The sequence below is a fragment of the Nonomuraea solani genome (assembly GCF_900108335.1).
Lineage (GTDB): Bacteria > Actinomycetota > Actinomycetes > Streptosporangiales > Streptosporangiaceae > Nonomuraea > Nonomuraea solani.
The window spans coordinates 97,744-113,581 of the sequence record NZ_FNVT01000018.1 but is presented as its reverse complement, the minus strand read 5'-3'; the positions used below and the strand labels follow the sequence as shown (position 1 = coordinate 113,581).

17 protein-coding genes and 2 pseudogenes are annotated in these 15,838 nt (G+C 67.8%); 11 read left to right on the top strand and 8 right to left on the bottom strand.

All coding sequences use genetic code 11. The features are described 5' to 3' along the window. Positions 1-3: 3 nt before the first annotated feature. The gene (locus C4V41_RS44345) at positions 4-867 is read right to left on the bottom strand and encodes a serine protein kinase RIO (RefSeq protein WP_200824646.1); all 864 of its coding nucleotides are present in this window, start codon (positions 865-867) and stop codon (positions 4-6) included. A gap of 324 nt (positions 868-1,191) precedes the next feature. Here C4V41_RS44345 and C4V41_RS44340 point away from each other — a divergent pair, with 324 nt between their 5' ends. Next, positions 1,192-1,953, top strand: a complete 762-nt coding sequence (locus C4V41_RS44340) for an alpha/beta fold hydrolase (protein WP_103962052.1) — start codon at positions 1,192-1,194, stop codon at positions 1,951-1,953. Here the strand turns inward: C4V41_RS44340 and C4V41_RS66270 are convergent. Next, positions 1,872-2,171, bottom strand: a complete 300-nt coding sequence (locus tag C4V41_RS66270; protein ID WP_407670155.1) for a recombinase family protein — start codon at positions 2,169-2,171, stop codon at positions 1,872-1,874. The genes C4V41_RS44340 and C4V41_RS66270 overlap by 82 nt on opposite strands. Positions 2,172-2,561: 390 nt before the next feature. Here C4V41_RS66270 and C4V41_RS44330 point away from each other — a divergent pair, with 390 nt between their 5' ends. Continuing rightward, positions 2,562-3,869: a retropepsin-like aspartic protease gene (locus C4V41_RS44330; RefSeq protein ID WP_103962050.1), complete on the top strand. Its 1,308-nt coding sequence runs from the start codon at positions 2,562-2,564 to the stop codon at positions 3,867-3,869. A 261-nt stretch (positions 3,870-4,130) separates the two neighbouring features. Here the strand turns inward: C4V41_RS44330 and C4V41_RS44325 are convergent, their stop codons facing one another. Together C4V41_RS44325 and C4V41_RS62320 are read right to left on the bottom strand one after the other, a co-directional pair. Further along, a complete protein-coding gene (locus C4V41_RS44325; protein WP_103962049.1) occupies positions 4,131-4,355 on the bottom strand; it encodes a hypothetical protein in 225 nt (74 codons plus the stop codon). A gap of 194 nt (positions 4,356-4,549) precedes the next feature. Further along, the gene (locus C4V41_RS62320; protein ID WP_160150597.1) at positions 4,550-4,708 is read right to left on the bottom strand and encodes a hypothetical protein; all 159 of its coding nucleotides are present in this window, start codon (positions 4,706-4,708) and stop codon (positions 4,550-4,552) included. Between C4V41_RS62320 and C4V41_RS44320 the strand changes: the two genes are divergently transcribed. Together C4V41_RS44320 and C4V41_RS44315 are read left to right on the top strand one after the other, a co-directional pair. Then, on the top strand, positions 4,707-5,054 hold the full coding sequence (locus tag C4V41_RS44320) for a hypothetical protein (protein ID WP_146104015.1): 348 nt from the start codon (positions 4,707-4,709) through the stop codon (positions 5,052-5,054). The two genes, C4V41_RS62320 and C4V41_RS44320, sit on opposite strands and share 2 nt — an antisense overlap. Beyond that, positions 5,051-5,485 carry a VOC family protein gene (locus tag C4V41_RS44315; protein WP_103962047.1) on the top strand — a complete coding sequence of 145 codons (435 nt, stop codon included), beginning with the start codon at positions 5,051-5,053 and terminating at the stop codon, positions 5,483-5,485. The genes C4V41_RS44320 and C4V41_RS44315 overlap by 4 nt, the downstream gene beginning before the upstream one ends. Before the next feature lie 493 nt (positions 5,486-5,978). On the opposite strand, the gene C4V41_RS44310 is transcribed toward C4V41_RS44315, so the two are convergent. After that, on the bottom strand, positions 5,979-7,100 hold the full coding sequence (locus tag C4V41_RS44310) for a helix-turn-helix transcriptional regulator (protein WP_146104014.1): 1,122 nt from the start codon (positions 7,098-7,100) through the stop codon (positions 5,979-5,981). Positions 7,101-7,233: 133 nt separating this feature from the next. Here C4V41_RS44310 and C4V41_RS44305 point away from each other — a divergent pair, with 133 nt between their 5' ends. From C4V41_RS44305 to C4V41_RS44295, 3 genes are read left to right on the top strand one after another with little or no spacing between them, the layout of a single operon-like run. Continuing rightward, on the top strand, positions 7,234-7,788 hold the full coding sequence (locus tag C4V41_RS44305; protein ID WP_103962045.1) for a YceI family protein: 555 nt from the start codon (positions 7,234-7,236) through the stop codon (positions 7,786-7,788). A gap of 44 nt (positions 7,789-7,832) precedes the next feature. Further along, positions 7,833-8,435: a dihydrofolate reductase family protein gene (locus C4V41_RS44300; RefSeq protein WP_103962044.1), complete on the top strand. Its 603-nt coding sequence runs from the start codon at positions 7,833-7,835 to the stop codon at positions 8,433-8,435. Positions 8,436-8,460: 25 nt separating this feature from the next. Then, complete coding sequence (locus C4V41_RS44295; protein WP_235030766.1) at positions 8,461-9,027, top strand: dihydrofolate reductase family protein; 567 nt, start codon at positions 8,461-8,463, stop codon at positions 9,025-9,027. Positions 9,028-9,212: 185 nt separating this feature from the next. Here C4V41_RS44295 and C4V41_RS44290 read toward each other — a convergent pair whose 3' ends face one another. Next, positions 9,213-9,680: a hypothetical protein gene (locus C4V41_RS44290; RefSeq protein ID WP_103962042.1), complete on the bottom strand. Its 468-nt coding sequence runs from the start codon at positions 9,678-9,680 to the stop codon at positions 9,213-9,215. Between the two features lie 519 nt (positions 9,681-10,199). On the opposite strand from C4V41_RS44290, the pseudogene C4V41_RS66265 reads away from it, so the two are divergent. Beyond that, positions 10,200-10,523: pseudogene (locus C4V41_RS66265) on the top strand (DUF4158 domain-containing protein); the annotation flags it as partial. Positions 10,524-11,063: 540 nt separating this feature from the next. Continuing rightward, positions 11,064-12,368: pseudogene (locus tag C4V41_RS66260) on the top strand (transposase); the annotation flags it as partial. A gap of 38 nt (positions 12,369-12,406) precedes the next feature. Here the strand turns inward: C4V41_RS66260 and C4V41_RS44280 are convergent. Both C4V41_RS44280 and C4V41_RS44275 read right to left on the bottom strand, forming a co-directional pair. Then, positions 12,407-13,192, bottom strand: coding sequence for a MerR family transcriptional regulator (locus C4V41_RS44280; protein WP_103962192.1), 786 nt, complete (start codon positions 13,190-13,192; stop codon positions 12,407-12,409). A gap of 131 nt (positions 13,193-13,323) precedes the next feature. Beyond that, on the bottom strand, positions 13,324-14,496 hold the full coding sequence (locus tag C4V41_RS44275; RefSeq protein ID WP_103962041.1) for a serine hydrolase domain-containing protein: 1,173 nt from the start codon (positions 14,494-14,496) through the stop codon (positions 13,324-13,326). Positions 14,497-15,042: 546 nt separating this feature from the next. Between C4V41_RS44275 and C4V41_RS63420 the strand changes: the two genes are divergently transcribed. After that, positions 15,043-15,435, top strand: a complete 393-nt coding sequence (locus C4V41_RS63420; protein ID WP_200824643.1) for a recombinase family protein — start codon at positions 15,043-15,045, stop codon at positions 15,433-15,435. Between the two features lie 38 nt (positions 15,436-15,473). Beyond that, entirely contained in the window at positions 15,474-15,791 is a 318-nt protein-coding gene (locus C4V41_RS44265) for a hypothetical protein (RefSeq protein ID WP_103962040.1), read from the top strand. Positions 15,792-15,838: the final 47 nt, after the last annotated feature.

Genomic DNA, 15,838 nt, shown 5'->3' with positions numbered 1-15,838 from the left:
CGATCAGAACACCATCGTGAGCAGGTCGGCGAACAGCTCCTGTTCGTCGATCTCGAGCCCGCGGTTCGTGAACCACGTGGCCATGTTGTGGCAGTCGCGCATCAGGAAGTCCATGCCCTGCGGGTTGCCGACGATGTCGACGACCTGGGGCAGGTCGATCATCACGATCCGCTCGGCCTGCGCGAGGACGTTGTACGGCGAAAGGTCGCCGTGCGCGAGCCCCGCGCGGGCCAGTTCACGCATGCCCTCGCGGAGCTGCTCGAAGTACACACCGAGCAGCTCCTTCGACGGCCGGACCTGGGCGAGCCGGGGCGCGGCACCGCCCTCGCCGTCGTCGATGAACTCCATCAGCAGCTCGGTGCCGTCCACCTGCACGGGATACGGCACCGGGACGCCGGCCTTCCACAGCCGGTTGAGGGCCTCCCATTCGGCGTACGCCCACTGACCGGCCGCGACACTGCGGCCGTGCGAGGTCTTCTTCGCCATCGCCCGGCTGTCGCGGCTGTTGCGGGTACGGCGGCCTTCGACGTACGACGTACTGCGGTGGAAGGAGCGGTGTTCCTCGGTGCGGTACCGTTTCGCGGCCAGCAGCGAGGACTTCGCCGGGTTGTCGCCGATGGCTTCGACGGCCCGTTCGAGCAGGAAGACGTCGGCTTCCTTGCCGGTTTTGAGCACGCCGAGCTCGGTGTCGATCGCAGCCTGTTCCGTCACGACCCACGAGGGGCGTGGTTCCGGGCCGCGAGAACCGCGCTCGACCTCCAGCCAGGTGGACCACCGCTGATCCGGGCCCAGCTCCTCGTCGACCGAATGGAACGTGAAGGCCGCGGCCGGTTCATGGGTGTCAGAAAGTTCGTACTCGGAAGACAACGGGTGTGCTCCTGAACAATGAGGTGGGACTGATGCGGACATGCCGCAGCGCAGTGATGGCCATCCGTCAGCCCTCCTTTGGTCCAGGCAGCGCTCTCCGCCGCTCGATCGCCCCAGCATGCCCCGCCCGTTCCGGGCCCCGCAACGTATTTACCGGAGCCGGAACCATGCGGCCGGGCTCAGTGCGAGACCCGCCGGTTGCTACGCTATGACCAAAAATCCATTCTGTTCATATGGATATAGCCTGCTGTCAGCATCCTCCGAGAGGGGCGCCGACATTTACCCGGCCCGCCTGATCGACGCGGTCACCGAAGGGATCACCTCATGATGAACGGCCTGCCGTACCTGACGGCCGGTGAAGGACCGCCTCTGGTCGTCCTGCTCTACACCCCTCAGGCGGCCAACCCGACGGGTCTGGCGCGCTGGTCCACGATGCGGCTGGTACGCCCTTTCACCCGGCACTTCACCGTCTACGTCGTCAACCGCCCACCCGGGCTGCCACCGTCAACGACGATGGCCGACCTCGCCGCGGTCTACGCGCGAGCGATCAAAGCCACCTTCGAGGGCCCGGTGCGCATGCTGGCCATCTCGACAGGCGGCTCCATCGCCCTCCAACTCGCCGCCGACCATCCCGCCCTGGTCGACCGCCTCGTTCTGGCGGGTACGGCCTGCACCCTCGGCCCCGTCGGCAAACGGGCCCAGTACGCCTACATCGAACGAGCCCGCCAAGGCCGGCGGCCGAGCCTCGCGCTGGCCGAGATCGTCACCGAGTCGCCGATCAGCAGGAGGCTGCTCAAAGGACTGCTCTGGCTGTCGGACACGGGCCGGAAAGACCACGCCGACGCCATCACCGTGCTCAACGCCGAGGACGGCTTCGACCTCCGCGGACGGCTCCACGACATCAAGGCGGCCACGCTGCTGATCCAGGGCGACAAGGACCTCGTCTACCCGCTCGACCTGGCCCGGCAGACAGCCGACGGCATCCCCGACGCTCGACTCGTCGTCTATCCGGGCCGCGGCCACAGCGCCACCTTCACCGACGAACGCTTCGCGCCCGACGCCCTGGCCTTCCTGACAGACAGGTGATCAACGCCTGGCGGCATCTGTCCCGACTCCTGGCGGCGCTCGGCCGCAGCGATGCCGTCGGCCTGCTGCTCGGTTACCACGGTCAGCACGTGCGCCGCCGAGCGGCCCCACCGGTCGGACTTCCAGAATCCCAGCGTGTCGCCAGGTCGCGACTCCGCCGGCGCGGCCGCGAACTCGGGCCGGTCCCCGCGCAGATGGGCGGAGGCCTTCTCCTCAATCAGCGCGTCGAGCCGTCGGCGCCCAGGGCGTCCAGCCGCGGCTGGCGGTTTGGGCGCGGGTGGACACCAGGCCGCGGACGTCCTCGTCCAACGCCGACCGGCTGGCCACAGCGGATGGCCCGGCCTGCGCGACTAGGTATGCCTGACACGGCGCTTTTGCCGCGAACCACGATTGGTGCCGGATGTGCGCGGGTTGTCTGCCGCAGGCGGCGGCTGCGGCCGTCACACGGCTGTGACACGGCGCGGACGAGGCGGGGACACGACCGGCCGACAGTGGATGGGTCAGCGGGCGAACTGCGGGCGAGGTGCCGAGCGGGCCGCTGAACCCGGCTGTGACCGGTCCGCTGGACAGAGAGTTCCGGCGCAGGTGATCACGAAGAGGAGAAGGCTTTGGTCAATGACGGGAAATGGGACCGGCGTTCGCTGTTGCGGGGCGCCGCGGTGGTGGCCGGTGCGGCCGCGACGGCGCCGCTGCTGGGCGGGGCGGCCGCGGCGCTGGCCGGCAGCGGGGACGCGGACGCGTTGTTCAAGGCCGGCAAGTTCGAGCAGGCCGGGCGCGCGTACGAGGAGATCCTGAAAACAGACCCCAAGAACGCGCACGCGGCCCGCCGTCGTGGCTTTGTCGGGCTGCTGTCCAACCGGTTCTCCGAGGCCGAGAGATATCTCAAGATGGCCATCGAACTGGCGCCTGATGACAAGGACGCCCACCGGTTCCTGGCCGACTGTTACATCCGGCAGGACAAATTCGCCCTCTCTGCACCCCACTGGCGTGCGGCCGGTCAGGAAGGCGCCGCCACATTGTTCGCGGCATTCCGCGGCGAGCCGTATCAGATCCACGGCGACATCGCGCAGGTGCGCTGGCTGCAGACGGACCCCCAGCCGCTGGTGGAGGCCTCGGTCAACGGCGGACCGCTGAAGCGCTTCGCGTTCTACACGGGTACGCCATCGCTGAGCGTGTCCGCGACGGTGGCCAAGGAGGCGGGGTTGAGCGCCGTCGCCAGTTCGAAGATGGATTATTTGAACGGCAAAGTGTGGCAGCACGGGGGCGTGCTGGAGTCGTTCAAGCTGGGTGGCATCGAAGTGCGCAACCTGCCCGTGTCGTGGATGGAGTGGGAGTCGGGCGGGGATGTCACCACGGAGAATGACGGCATGATCGGCACGTGGGTCTTCTACCACTTCCTGACCACCTTCGACTACGCGGGCCGGCAACTGATCCTGCGGCGCAGGACTCCTGAAGCGGCCGGCAAGGTACGAGCGGCCGCTCAACGATCGGGCGCCGAGCCCCTGCCGCTGTGGCTGGCCCGTGAGCACATGGTCCACAGCAGGGGCAGCATCGCCGGCGTCGCCCGCTCCGGCCCACGGGTGGTGGCCATGCCCATCGGCGGAGGCAGCGAGCTGGCCGCGGCCGCGCACGGGGAAACGGCCGAGCAGTTGCAGATCCGCACCGACCACGACCGCCCGATCCAGACCTTCGCCCACAGCCGTCCAGTCGTCACCTACCCCTGCTACCCGACGGAGATCCGCCTCGGCAACGCCGTCGCCAAGGACATCTACTGCAACACGAACCCGAACTCGAAGCTCGCCCCTCTCGGGTTCGATGTGCCGGCCACCTTCTTCCACAGCTTCTACAAGCCCTACAACATCACCCTCGACTTCACGGGCATGAACGTCTACATCGCCCGCGGCGCGGCCACCTGACCACCGCGACGTCACGGGAGTCATCCGGAGCCGGTCCCACACACGTCACCCCGAGTGGCAGGGCTCGTTCCCAGGGTGCCGATGCTCAGCAGGGCGTGCAGGCCGACAGGGTGCACAGGGCGGCCCACTCGGGCTCGGCCTGACGTAGACCAGGGCGGCCTGCAGGATGCGCCGGGCACAGCGCGGTCATCACCACCTCCTCGCGCCGGTCGGTGGAGATCTCGCCACCCTTGCCGCGGCAGATCACCGCGTTGGCCCGGTCTATGCCTCGACCACATTCAGGCGCGCCTCGATCTCACGCTGCAGGTCCCGTCGCGCGGGTAACGGGCGACGAACAGGGTGCGCTGCGCGGTCGATCTTTAGCATCGCCTGGTAGGCCCAGCCGTCCTGGGTGCACTTGTGCACCGGTGGGGTCTCCCCGGGCGGATAGGAGGTGGCGTTGCCCGCCTTGGCGTACCGCTTGGTCAGCTCCAGCGCCAGGATCACCGGCTGGTGGGTGGTGCTGCCTGATCGGAACTCCAAACAGTTGGGGCAGGCCGCGCCGGTAGCGCGGCGCAGGTGCCAGGGCTACTCCACTGTGCCGCGGAACCGCCAGTCGGCCAGCACCTTCGGGGCCACGTGGGCGAACAGCCCCGAAGGCAGCTCGATCGCGTGGATCGCGGTCAGCATCGAGTCCAGGCTCACGTTGCCGGCACCGCCTTGATCAGCGACAGGACCGAGTCCTCATCCTGGTCGCCGACGCCTACCAAGACCGGCACGCGGCTGGTCGTCTCCGCGTCCAGCCGAGCCGCGATCTTGAAGAACCAGGTATCCTCTGCGCCGTGCATGGCCGACCGCATGATCCGGATGATCCGGCCCGATTCGTTCGGCCCGGCACTGCTTGAGCAGTTCCTCGTGGACCTGGTCGGGCTGCCGCTCGGAGCAGGGGAGACTCGATCGCCTGTCAGGGACGGCCGGGCCGATGACTCCATACCGCTTACCGGCTGCTCGGCCGTTCCCCAACGCCTGGCCAAGGCGCGGCAGCGGCGGGCGATCTCTGTGGAACACGACACGATTGAGGCATATGCGCGCTACCAGCCCGAGGTCGGCGGGGTAGTGCTGCTGGTGGGCATACTCGATCGCCGCTGGGACTTGAGGGCACGGCCCGGCAGATTGTCAGGGGCGCGCAATACGGTTTGGCTATGACAGCCAGGATCGATCTGACCCTTGATTGCATGGACGCGCAACTCCTCGCCGCGTTCTGGAAGACGGCGCTGGGGTATATCGACGAGCCGCCGCCCGCGCCTTTCGAAACCCGCGCGGAGTGGCTCGCGCAGTTCGACCTGCCGGAGGACGACTCCGCGGACGACGCGGCGTGGCTCTGCGATCCGGGTGGCGTGGGTCCTCGGCTCTCCATACTCACGGTCCCCGAGCCGAAGGCGGCGAAGAACCGGCTTCACATCGACATCCGGGTGCCGGGGCACGGGAGCCCCGATGAGCGGTGGAAACGGATCAGGGCGGAGTCGGAGCGGCTGGTGAATGCGGGTGGAAGTGTCCTGGAGGAGTTCGCCGGCCACCACATCGTGATGGCCGACCCCGAGGGCAACGAGTTCTGCGTCGCCGCGGCTTCGGCCTGAGGAGAGAAACCTTTCCGCTGTCGTCGGGCGTCAGAGCGCCCGGGTTATTGTTCAGGCGAAGGGGCACGCTTGGGTGCCTGGCCGTCGACTGGCGGCACGATGTCTCGGTCGGTCGCCATCGCGACGATCACCTGGCCGGTCGCAGCGACGCACATCGGAATGATGGGTGCATGCCAGCCGGAAGGGACGGTGTGCGGCAGCCCGAAGATCACCGGTCTTGCGGCGGCCAGCAGGTGACCGATCGACTGCCATCGGTTGCCTCCCAGGCGCGCAGGATGAGGAAGGCCAAGGTGAGCACCAGCCCGAGGACCCGGCAACGCCCATCCCGGCGCCGCCAGAAGGCCGAGGTGCTCGGCGGGTACAACCGCCGAGCGTATTGTCGCCGCGGGTGGCAGGCACTGTCAGGCCGGCCGACACCGCGACCGCATGGAACACGAACAGCAGCCATCCCGTTGCGGTCGCACTTGTCCCACAGCCCTGGGAAACCTGGCCTTCACGCGTGTGCCGCGACCCCCGACGTCAAGGAGACGGCATGGTGATCGAGGAACAGCCGGGCGATCAGGTCGCCGCGTGAACCGGTGCCCGACTTGGCGAAGATCGACTTCAGGTGGTCCTGCACGGTGTACGTTGACACGTGCAGCCGACCGGCGATCTGCTTGGTGGACAAGCCCTTGGCCACCAGCTCCGTGACCCGGCGCTCGCTGTCGGTGAAGCCGTAGGCATCGACCATCAGGGGCGCCATCTCGGCCGGGCGAGCGACTTCCAGCATCACCGCGACCTGCGGTTCCGGGCCGTCATTCAGCAGCGAGCCTCGGACGATCAGCCACTGACCGGCCCGGGTGCGCGCTCGGGCCCTGGCCGGCCGGAGATCGGTCGGCGCGGGTGCCGCACTCGTCGCAGGGCCGCAGAGGGAACGAGCCTGGCGGGCGACAACGGAGATCACCAGCGGCAGCCGAGCGCCCGCTCTGTCACCGGTGCCCAGCTCGTCCAGCCAACGATCCGCTGCCTTGTTGGACATGCGCACGCCGTCATCGGCGTCGAGGACCAGCAGACCGACGTCGTCATCACCTGCCTGTGCGTCACCGAGCAACAGGCCGCGCCGTAGTCCATCGGTGATCAGCGGGGCGATCGACGATACGAACTCCACCTCGGCCAAGGAGAAGTGCGGGCGCTTCGCCTCCCGGAACACGGTCAGCTGCCCCCATGTCCCCGTGCTGCCGGCGAGCACCACCCGCAACTCATCGGAGAATCCCCCGGGGCGACGGATCTCGCGCTGGCGCAGGCTACGGTCGAGGTCGCCGGCGGTGGCTTCGCTCAGGCTGCCGGCCGGGCGGCCGGCATGGGAGAGCTGTACCCACGTATTGAAATCCGGCTCACGCACCTCGATCTCCACGAGCCGGAGCAGCTCTGCCGCGGGCAGGCCGTTCTCCACGAACTCGGCGGTCGGGAGCATGGTCGCCGGGTCGGTCGTCATCAGGCAGGTGCCTTCGGCGGGCACGGCCCGGCCCAAGGCATCGCCGACGGCCCGCGAGAACTCCGGCACGGACAACCCTCGGTGAGCCAGCCTGACGATTTCTTCGCGGACGCGCGCACGCGCCGCCGTCGCGTTGACCACGATCGGGATCTTATGACGATCGGCGGCATGATCCCAGAAATCTGGGATTCAACCCGATTGGACGATCTCCCATGCTGGACGCATCTCAGTATTCGCCCGGGCAGGCCGGGCCGCACAAAGGGAGCCCTACGTCATGATCACCGTTGACAGCACCCTCGCCGCCGGGACCTGGGTCGGCGATCCCGTTCATTCCGACATCTCGTTCAAGGTCCGCCACATGGGCGTCGGCAAGGTCAGGGGGAAGTTCGCACTCGCCTCGGCGGTGCTGATCGTCGGCGAGGGCGGCGGCCGGGTGACCGCCCTCATCGACCCCACCTCGGTGCACACCGGCAACGAACAGCGCGACCAGCACATCCGGTCGGCCGATTTCCTGGACGTGGAGACGTACCCGCAGATCGAGTTCACCTCGACCGAGGTCCGCGGGTACGACGGCGAGACCTTCATCCTGGTGGGCGAGCTGACCCTGCACGGTGTCACCAGGACCGTCGAGATGGAGGCCGAGTTCCTCGGCGTGGTCGACGACCCGTCCGGCGTGGAGCGGACCGGATTCTCGGCGACCACCACCATCAGCCGCGCCGCGTTCGGCGTCGACATCCAGCTCGGCTTCGGCGCCGGCAACGTCGTGGTCGCCGACACCATCGAGATCGCCATCGAGATCGAGTTCACGACCACCGGACCGGACTCGTGATGACTCTCTCGGGACCTCGTTGACGTACTGAAAGGACCTGAAACGTGAGTAAGACCGTGCTGTACATGTCGATGTCGGTGGACGGGTTCATCGCCGGGCCGAACGCGGCGCCGGGCAACGGGCTCGGTGACAAAGGGCATCGGCTGCATGAGTGGTTTCTGCCGGACGCCGACGCCGATCACAGGAGAGACCTCGACCACTTGGCGGGCGTGAACCGTGAGGTCATGGATGAGGTCATGGCCACCGGGGCGGTCGTCGTCGGTCGGCGGACGTTCGAGCTCGCCGGCGGCTGGGGCGGCGACCACCACGATGGCGTGCCGATCTTCGTCCTGAGCCGCCATCAGCCCGATCCCGCGCTGCGATGGCCCAGGGTCACCTATGTGAGCGACGTAACGGCCGCGATGAACATGGCCAAGGACGTGGCCGGCGACAAGGACGTACTCGTCCACGGAGCCCGCACCGCTCAACTGGCACTTGCCGCTGGCGTCCTCGACGAGCTGCAGATTCATCTGGTCCCGGTCCTGATCGGACAGGGTGAACCGCTCTTCGAGGACATGCCGCCCGACCACATCGAGCTCGAACTGCTCCGTGCCGCGGACGGGCCGGGCGTGGCGCACCTGCGCTACCGCGTGAGGACGGAGGGCTGAGGCGATGGCGCTCATCCGGCTGTACATGACCATATCCCTGGACGGTTACGTCACCGGGCCGCGGGACGGCCCGGACACCCCGATGGGAATCGGCGGGTTCCGGCTTTTCAACTGGCTCGACCGGCGCAACGCCCCGGGACCCAGCGGACAGGTGTACATCGAGGTGCTGGCCACCCGCGCCGTCATCGCCGGCCGCCGCACCTACGAGCACGCCGACCGCTGGCAGGGCGACCATCACGACGGCGTCCCCGTATTCGTCCTGACCCACGACGTCCCGGACGACCCGCCGCCGGGCAGCGTCCGCTATGTCACCGACGTCCGCGAGTGCGCCGCACGGGCCCGCGCGGCGGCCGGGGACGGCGACGTGATGGTGCACGGTGCCGGGGCGGCGCAGGCGCTGCTGCGGGCAGGGCAGCTCGACGAGCTGGAACTACACGTCGTACCGGTCCTGCTCGGGCAGGGACGCCGGCTGTTCGATGACCTGCCGGCCGAGCACATCGAACTCGACCTGGTCCGCCGGTTGACCACGCCGCAGGTCGAGGACCTCACGCAGCACGTCACGCACCTGCGCTACCGCATTCGCCGCCCGTGAGCCGCTTTTGCCGTGCTTCACGGAGAGTGAAGATGCTTGGAATGCGGCGATCGATCTGGCAATCGGTAGAAGACGCAGTTCGCAGGCGGCGAGCATGCAAACGCGCTGTACGGGCTTCCGAGGAAGATCAGAAGGCCGTCTGATCCCTACCACCCGCTAATCAAACAAGATCGAAATAGACCGGCTCATGGGAAGGCTGTGAAGATCGGCTGCCAGGAGTCGACGCACTCCCGGCCCGGGAGGGCGCCCATTTCCGTCCAGCACACCTTGACCTCGAGCTTGGAGACGTCTCGGTGCTCAAAGGCGAGACGCACCCGGTTCCCTGGGACGCAGCTGCGGAACTGCCGGCGCGTCTGCTTGGGCAGGGCTTGCTCGTAGTCGTAGTAGGTGATGCGGAAGACCACCCAGGTGCAGAGAGCGTCCTGGCGGTCAGCGGCGTCGATGACCTGGCCCCTCAGGGTCAGTTGGCCAGTGGGCTTGTAACGGTCGGGATCCAGGCCGGTGACGCTGAAGACGCCGTGGCCGAGGATGTACGTGCCGTTCTTGGCGGGTTTCTTGGCGAGCCATTGCTGGTCCACCACGTCGGCGTTGGCGGGAGACGCGTGGAGCAGGGTGAGGGCGGCCAGGAGGAGGGCCGCCAGGGCTTTTCTCATGGGGTTTCGTTCGCTCCAAAGGTCACGGGACGCCTGGTCGAGGGCGCGGGCATGGTCATGGCGGCCGTCCAGGTCGGGAGGGCTCTACTAAACGCACCATTCTTGTATTTGTAGTGAGACCATAGAGTGATACTCTAAATTAATGCCTGGCGTCAAGAAGGGTGTTCCGTGCAGACCGGGGCCGCATCGTGTACGGGGTCGAGGAGCCCGGGAGCAGCCGTTATCGATGAGAATGATCTTGTTTCTCTGGCGGGAGCTGGAGGTGATCATTTCTGGTAAGAAACCAGCCGTCTGGTGTCTGTCTGGTGGTCATTGGGTGATAGGTGGCGTGTCTACCGTTGTCGCCCGTGCCTGTGGGGTTTTGTCTGATGACCAGGTCCGGGCGTATACGGCGTTCGAGGAGCTGCCGTCGCTGTCTGATCTGGAGAAGTTCTTCTTCCTGGACGCGTTCGCGAAGTCACGTCAGGACTCGCGCCGGTTGGGGGTAGCGGTCCAGCTCGGGACGGCCGGTAGAAGGCCCTGTTCCTGACCGATCCGCTGGCGGTGCCGTGGCCGGTGGTGGACTACCTGGCTGAGCAGCTGGGGATCTCCGATCCCTCGCAGGTGAAGAAGAAGGCGGTGCGGGCGCAGACGGCCTATGACCACGCCTGGATGATCCGGGATACCTACGGCTACCACGACTTCGACGATCGGGCGTCGTGGGAGGGCCGGGTGCTGTCCAAGCGGTTCTTGACGTTCTTGAATGGGCGGGCGTGGACGCATGCCGAGGGACCGACGGCGTTGTTCGATCAGTCGGTGGCGTGGCTGCGCCGGCATCGGGTGCTGCTGCCCGGAGTGACGGTGCTGGAGCGGTTGCGGCAGGCGCCCAAGCGGCAGTCGGGCACGGAAATGGCCAAGGCGCTGCAGCGGGTGGACGATATCGCCCGATTCGAGCTGGTACGGGTGCGGGTGGACAAGGTGCCGGTGCGGCGGATGAAGACGCTGGCCAAGTACGGGGCGGGCACCAAGGCGCCGCCGCTGCTGGCCCGGCTGGCCGAGCCGCGTCAGACGGCCCACGGTGCTGGGGGTGACCCGGTCGCTGGAGGCCGAGGCGATCGACGACGCCCTCGACCTGTTCACGCTGCTGATGGCCACCCGGTTGATCTCGCCGGCGCGGCGCAAGTCGACGGGCGAGCGGCTGGCGACGTTGCCGAAGCTGGAGAGGGCTTCCAAGCTGCTGTCGCGGGCGGGCGGGCCGGGTCCTGGTGGCGCAGCTGGACCTGGTCGCCGAGGTGGGTGCCGATCTGGACGTGGCCGCGTTGCGGACGGCGGTCGCCGCAGAAGCGGGCGCGAGCAAGGAGCAGGTGCTGGCCGCGCTGGAATCGGTCGAAGAGCTCGTGCCGGAAGACGACGGTGGAAAAGCTCGGCGCGCTCGGTGAGTCTCCGTCGCTGAAATGGCTTCCCGCGGCCTGCCAGGCGATGCTGCCGCGCATCGACCAGCCCGAGCTGCTGCTGGAGGTGCACTCCTGAAGCGGGTTTCTGGACGCCTACGTGCATCTGGCCGATATCTCCACGCGCGTGCACGACCTGCCGAGATCGCTGGCGGCGGTGCTGATCAGCGAGGCCTGCAACGTCGGCCTCACCCCGGTGATCAAGGACGGGGACGGGGCGCTCACTCGGGGCCGCCTGTCTCATGTCGACCAGAACTACGTGCGCGCTGAGACCCACGCCGCTGCCAACGCGATCCCGATCGTGAAGTTGTGGGGCGGCGGGCTGCTGGCCTCGGTCGACGGGCTACGCTTCGTCGTCCCGGTCCAAACGATCAACGCCGCCCCCTCGCCGAAGTACTTCGGCTACAAACGCGGCCTCACACTCCTCAACGCCGTAAACGACCAGGTGATGGGGATCGGGCAGGTGGTCGTGCCGGGCACCCCGCGCGACCCGCTGTACATCCTGGACTGCCTGATCAACCTAGACGCCGGGCCGTAACCCGAGCTGGTCACGACGGACCAGGCCAGCGACAGCGACATGGTGTTCGGGATCTTCTCCATGCTCGGCTACCGGTTCGCGCCCCGGTTCGCCGACCTGGGCGACCAAAGGTTCTGGCGCGCAGACCTGCCCGACGGCACGACACCGAAATACGGGCCGCTGGAAGCGATCGCCCGCAACAAGATCAACCGGCAGAAGATCCACACCCAGTGGGCGGACATGACCCGGGTCGCCGGATCGCTGGTGACCAACCAGGTGCGCGCCTACGACCTGCTGCGCATGTTCGCCCGAGGCGGGCGCCCGACCCCGCTCGGGCAGGCGTTCGCCGAGTACGGCCGCATCGACAAGACCCTGCACCTGCTGTCCATCCTGGACCCGATCGACGACACCTACCGGCGCAGACTGAACAAGCAGCTCACCGTCCAGGAATCCCGGCACCGGCTGGCCCGTAAGATCTGCCACGGCAACGGCGGGAAGATCCGTCAGGCCTACCGCGAAGGACAAGAAGACCAACTGGCGGCTCTGGGTCTTGTCGTCAACGCGGTCGCGCTGTGGAACTCGAAGTACCTGTCGGCCGCCGTCGACCAGCTGCGCGCCCACGGCATCCCGGTCAAAGACGAGGACGCCGCCCGGCTCAGCCCGCTTGGTCACGCCCACCTCAACGTCCTGGGCCGCTACGCCATCGCCTCCTCCGCCCCGGCCGAAGGGCTGCGGCAACTCGGCGAGATACCCGACGTGCCCGACGGCGACCGGCGCGGTCAGTGGGTGTCTGGTCTGGGGATATGGATGCCCGCGGCGCGGAGCTTGGCCTCGACGATCGCGACCCCCTGGGCCGTGGCCGATCCCTGCTGTTCGCCGTGGTGGGCGATCAGGTGGTACCGGGCCGCGGCGTCGGTGCGGGCTTGCAGGCCGGTCACGATCTTCAGGTGTGCGGGGTTGGCGAGGAGGTGTTCGGCAATGGTGGTGGCGAGTTCGGCCAGGCGTGGGTCGTCCGGCTCCCATGCCGTGGCTTCGGTGGCCTGCTTGCTCAACGCGACGAAGCGGGGGTCGTCGAGGGCGTGCTCGACATGGGTGAGGAAGTCGTCGAAGCCCTCGGGAACCAGGGCCCTGGCCAGTACCCAGCCCTCCCTGGTGGCCGCCACCTGCTCCGCGGGAAGGCCGAGGCCGGACATCCGCTCCAGCAGCGCCACGGCGCGGTCGGGCAGCAGGGCCCGGTCTCCGTCGGCGAGCCGGTGCAGCATGTCACGGCGCGCGATCAGCTCCTCGATCCGTTCGGTGAGCTGCCGCCCGACGTCGGCGAGCGCGGTGGCGAACTGGGCGGCGTCGGTCTCGAGCAGGGGCCCGACTTCGGCCAGCGGCACCCCGGCGGCGGCCAGCGTCCGGATCTGCACCAGCCGCAACAGCTCGGCCGATCCGTACCTGCGGTAGCCGGAGCTGTCGCGTTCCGGCTCCTTCACCAGGCCGAGCTTGTGGTAGTGCCGCACCGTCTTCACCGTGACGCCGACGAATGCCGCCGCCTGCCCGATCGTGACTCCGTTCCTCATCCGCTCATCCTGCCTTGTGCTCGAGCTCGGCGACCGGGCGGACCGCAGCCGTGCATGTGGCCCCGGTTCACGTTCTCCCTGATGCATGACCCGGAAGGGGCCGCCTCTGGAGGTGTGCGGGTCACAGGTGTTCAGTGCGCCGGCCGGGCCGGATCGGCCTGCTTGCCGCAGAACACCTTGTTGACGAGCTTTTGCTGAGCATTCGGGAACGCTGTCGCTATGGACATGGCGGCGTCGTCCACCCAGTTCAGTACGGCGGTCAGGGTCTTGATGCCGTCGGGCGTGCTGTACATCAGCGTCGCGGAGCCGACGTTGCCGCCGTTGTGGGTGATGACAGTGCCGCCGCAGTCGGTTTTCTGGACGAACACCCCCAGCCCGTAGTCCATGTTCGGGATGCCCGTGGCGTGCGGGGTGAACATCTCGGCCAGCAGTGCGGCCGGCAGGAGCTTGCCATTTACCAGCGCGGAGATGAACGTGTGCAGGTCCTGGGTGGTCGAGATCATGTCACCGCCGGTGGAGACCCAGGAGGGGTTGTAGCGGGTGATGTCGATCGTCTTGTGCTGGCCGTCTTCCTCGAAGCGGTAGTAGATGTGGGCGTGCGGCGCAGGAATCTCCGGCGAGGCGTTCGGCACCACGGTGCCCGACAGCCCGAGCGGCCCCAGGATCAGCCGCTGCATCTCTTCGGCCAGCGAGCGGCCGGTGACCTTCTCAATCAGCAGCCGGGCCAGCACGTAGTTGGTGTTGGCATAGCTCCAGCCCGTGCCCGGCTCGAACCGGGCCGGCTTGGACAGCGCCAGACGTACCAGTTCCTCGGGCCGGTAGGTGTGGAACCGGTTGTCCACCCACTCCTTGCCCGTGGTGCTGTAGGGGACGGGGATCCCGTGCACGATCGTCCCATCGTCGTACACCTCGCCGGTGAAGTTGAACAGCCCGCTGGTGTGCTGCAACAGCATCCGCACCGTGATCCGCCGGTCCAGCCCGAACTCGGGCAGGTAGTCGGCCGCCAAGGTGTCCAGCTCGATCTTGCCCTCGGCCACCAGCTGCAGCACCAGGGTCGCGGTGAAGGTCTTGGTGTTGCTGCCGATCCGGGCATGCCCGTTGACCGGCGGCTTGGCAGTCCCGCCCAGCTCGGCCACCCCGGCGCTGCCGACCCACTCGCCCCGCTCATCGTGTACGCGCAGCGACACCCCGAGGAAACCGGACTCGACGATCTCCTCGATCGCCTTGTGCAGCTCCGGGCGATCCTGCCCGGCCGCAGCTGCCGGCAGGGTGCTCTTGTCCTGATCGGAACGGGTGATCGTCATGGTGGTCTGCCCTTCGAAGTTGTTACGTCCGGGTCGGCGTCTCGCCGCTGCGCCGAGCTTCCACCCTGACCCGAGGTCAACCTCAAGCGTGATCTGGCTCACAGCTGCATTGGGGTTCGAGACAGCTTCGGGAGCAGGACGCCGTCCCCCGCTGGGTGACAGTCGCATCTCGCACGGGAGGTCCGGCGGGTGTTCCGTAAGGCGATCCTCCACCGGAACACCAGCCGCCCGGGCAACCGCCCCAGGTCGGGGTGTTCCGTATAGGCGTTCCGGTCAAGGCCCCCTATCCGAAACACTTGAGGGCGTGAACGGAGCACGTGTCGGCTACGCCCGCTGCAGCCGAGGCGGCCTCGACCAGGCCTTGGCCGCCGTCTGGGACGGCAGCGTCTTCACGGTGACGAAGTTCGACCGGTTCGCCCGCAACATGGCCGAAGCCAACGACATCCTTCACCGGACTGTCCGGCCGCGGTGTCCTGTTCGGCCTGGGCGCGTCCGTCTACGACTGGAACGACCCGTTCGGGGCGGCTGTTCCTGCAGACCCTGGCCATGGTCGCCGAGTTCGAGGCCAACCTCGGGCACCTGCGCACCCGCGAAGGCATGGCCCTGGCCAAGAAGAACGGCAAGCTCAAGGGCAAGCAACCCAAACTGCCCGAACCCGCCCGACGCTCCATCCGCCGCCGCTACGCCGGGGGCGAGGTCTCCCTGGCGGACCTGGCCACCGAGTACAGCGTCGGCCGCTCCACCATCCACCGCATCATCCACGGCCCAGACGCAAGGACCGCGTTTCGTCACTCCACAGCGACGGTCTGCTTGGTGCGATGCCGTCACCGGCCCACCTCTGGAAAGCCGCTGGCACAGCACAAAGCAGCTTCGATCAGAAGACCATACGGCCGAAATATGGAAAATGGGGGGCTTCTCACCCTCGGCGATCAGTGCTGATCTGAAGGTGTCCTCCCACCCGACCGTGAGGAGCCCCCGTGAAGGTTCGCAAGTTATCCGCCGCAGCCCTGCTCACGACGGCTTTGGGCGCCACCATCCTGGCCGGCGCCGCACCGGCCTCCGCCTCCGCCAGCGACCAGGCCGGTGCCACGTCCGCCCCGGCCGAAAGGTACGCCCTCTCTCCGCTGCCGCCAGACTGGTATTGGTCCCTTCGCTACGAGACCATGGACGCCTGCAGGGTGGGCTTCCAGGACGCCGCTGAAAACGGCCAGTACACCGGACTCGCCACCTGCCGTTGGTACGAGGGCGACCGGCACCGCCAGGCGGGCTACTACTTCCTCATCTACATCCCCTGAACCCGGTGGGCGTGGCGTCCAAGGCCAGGCTTTGGACGCCTTCCGCG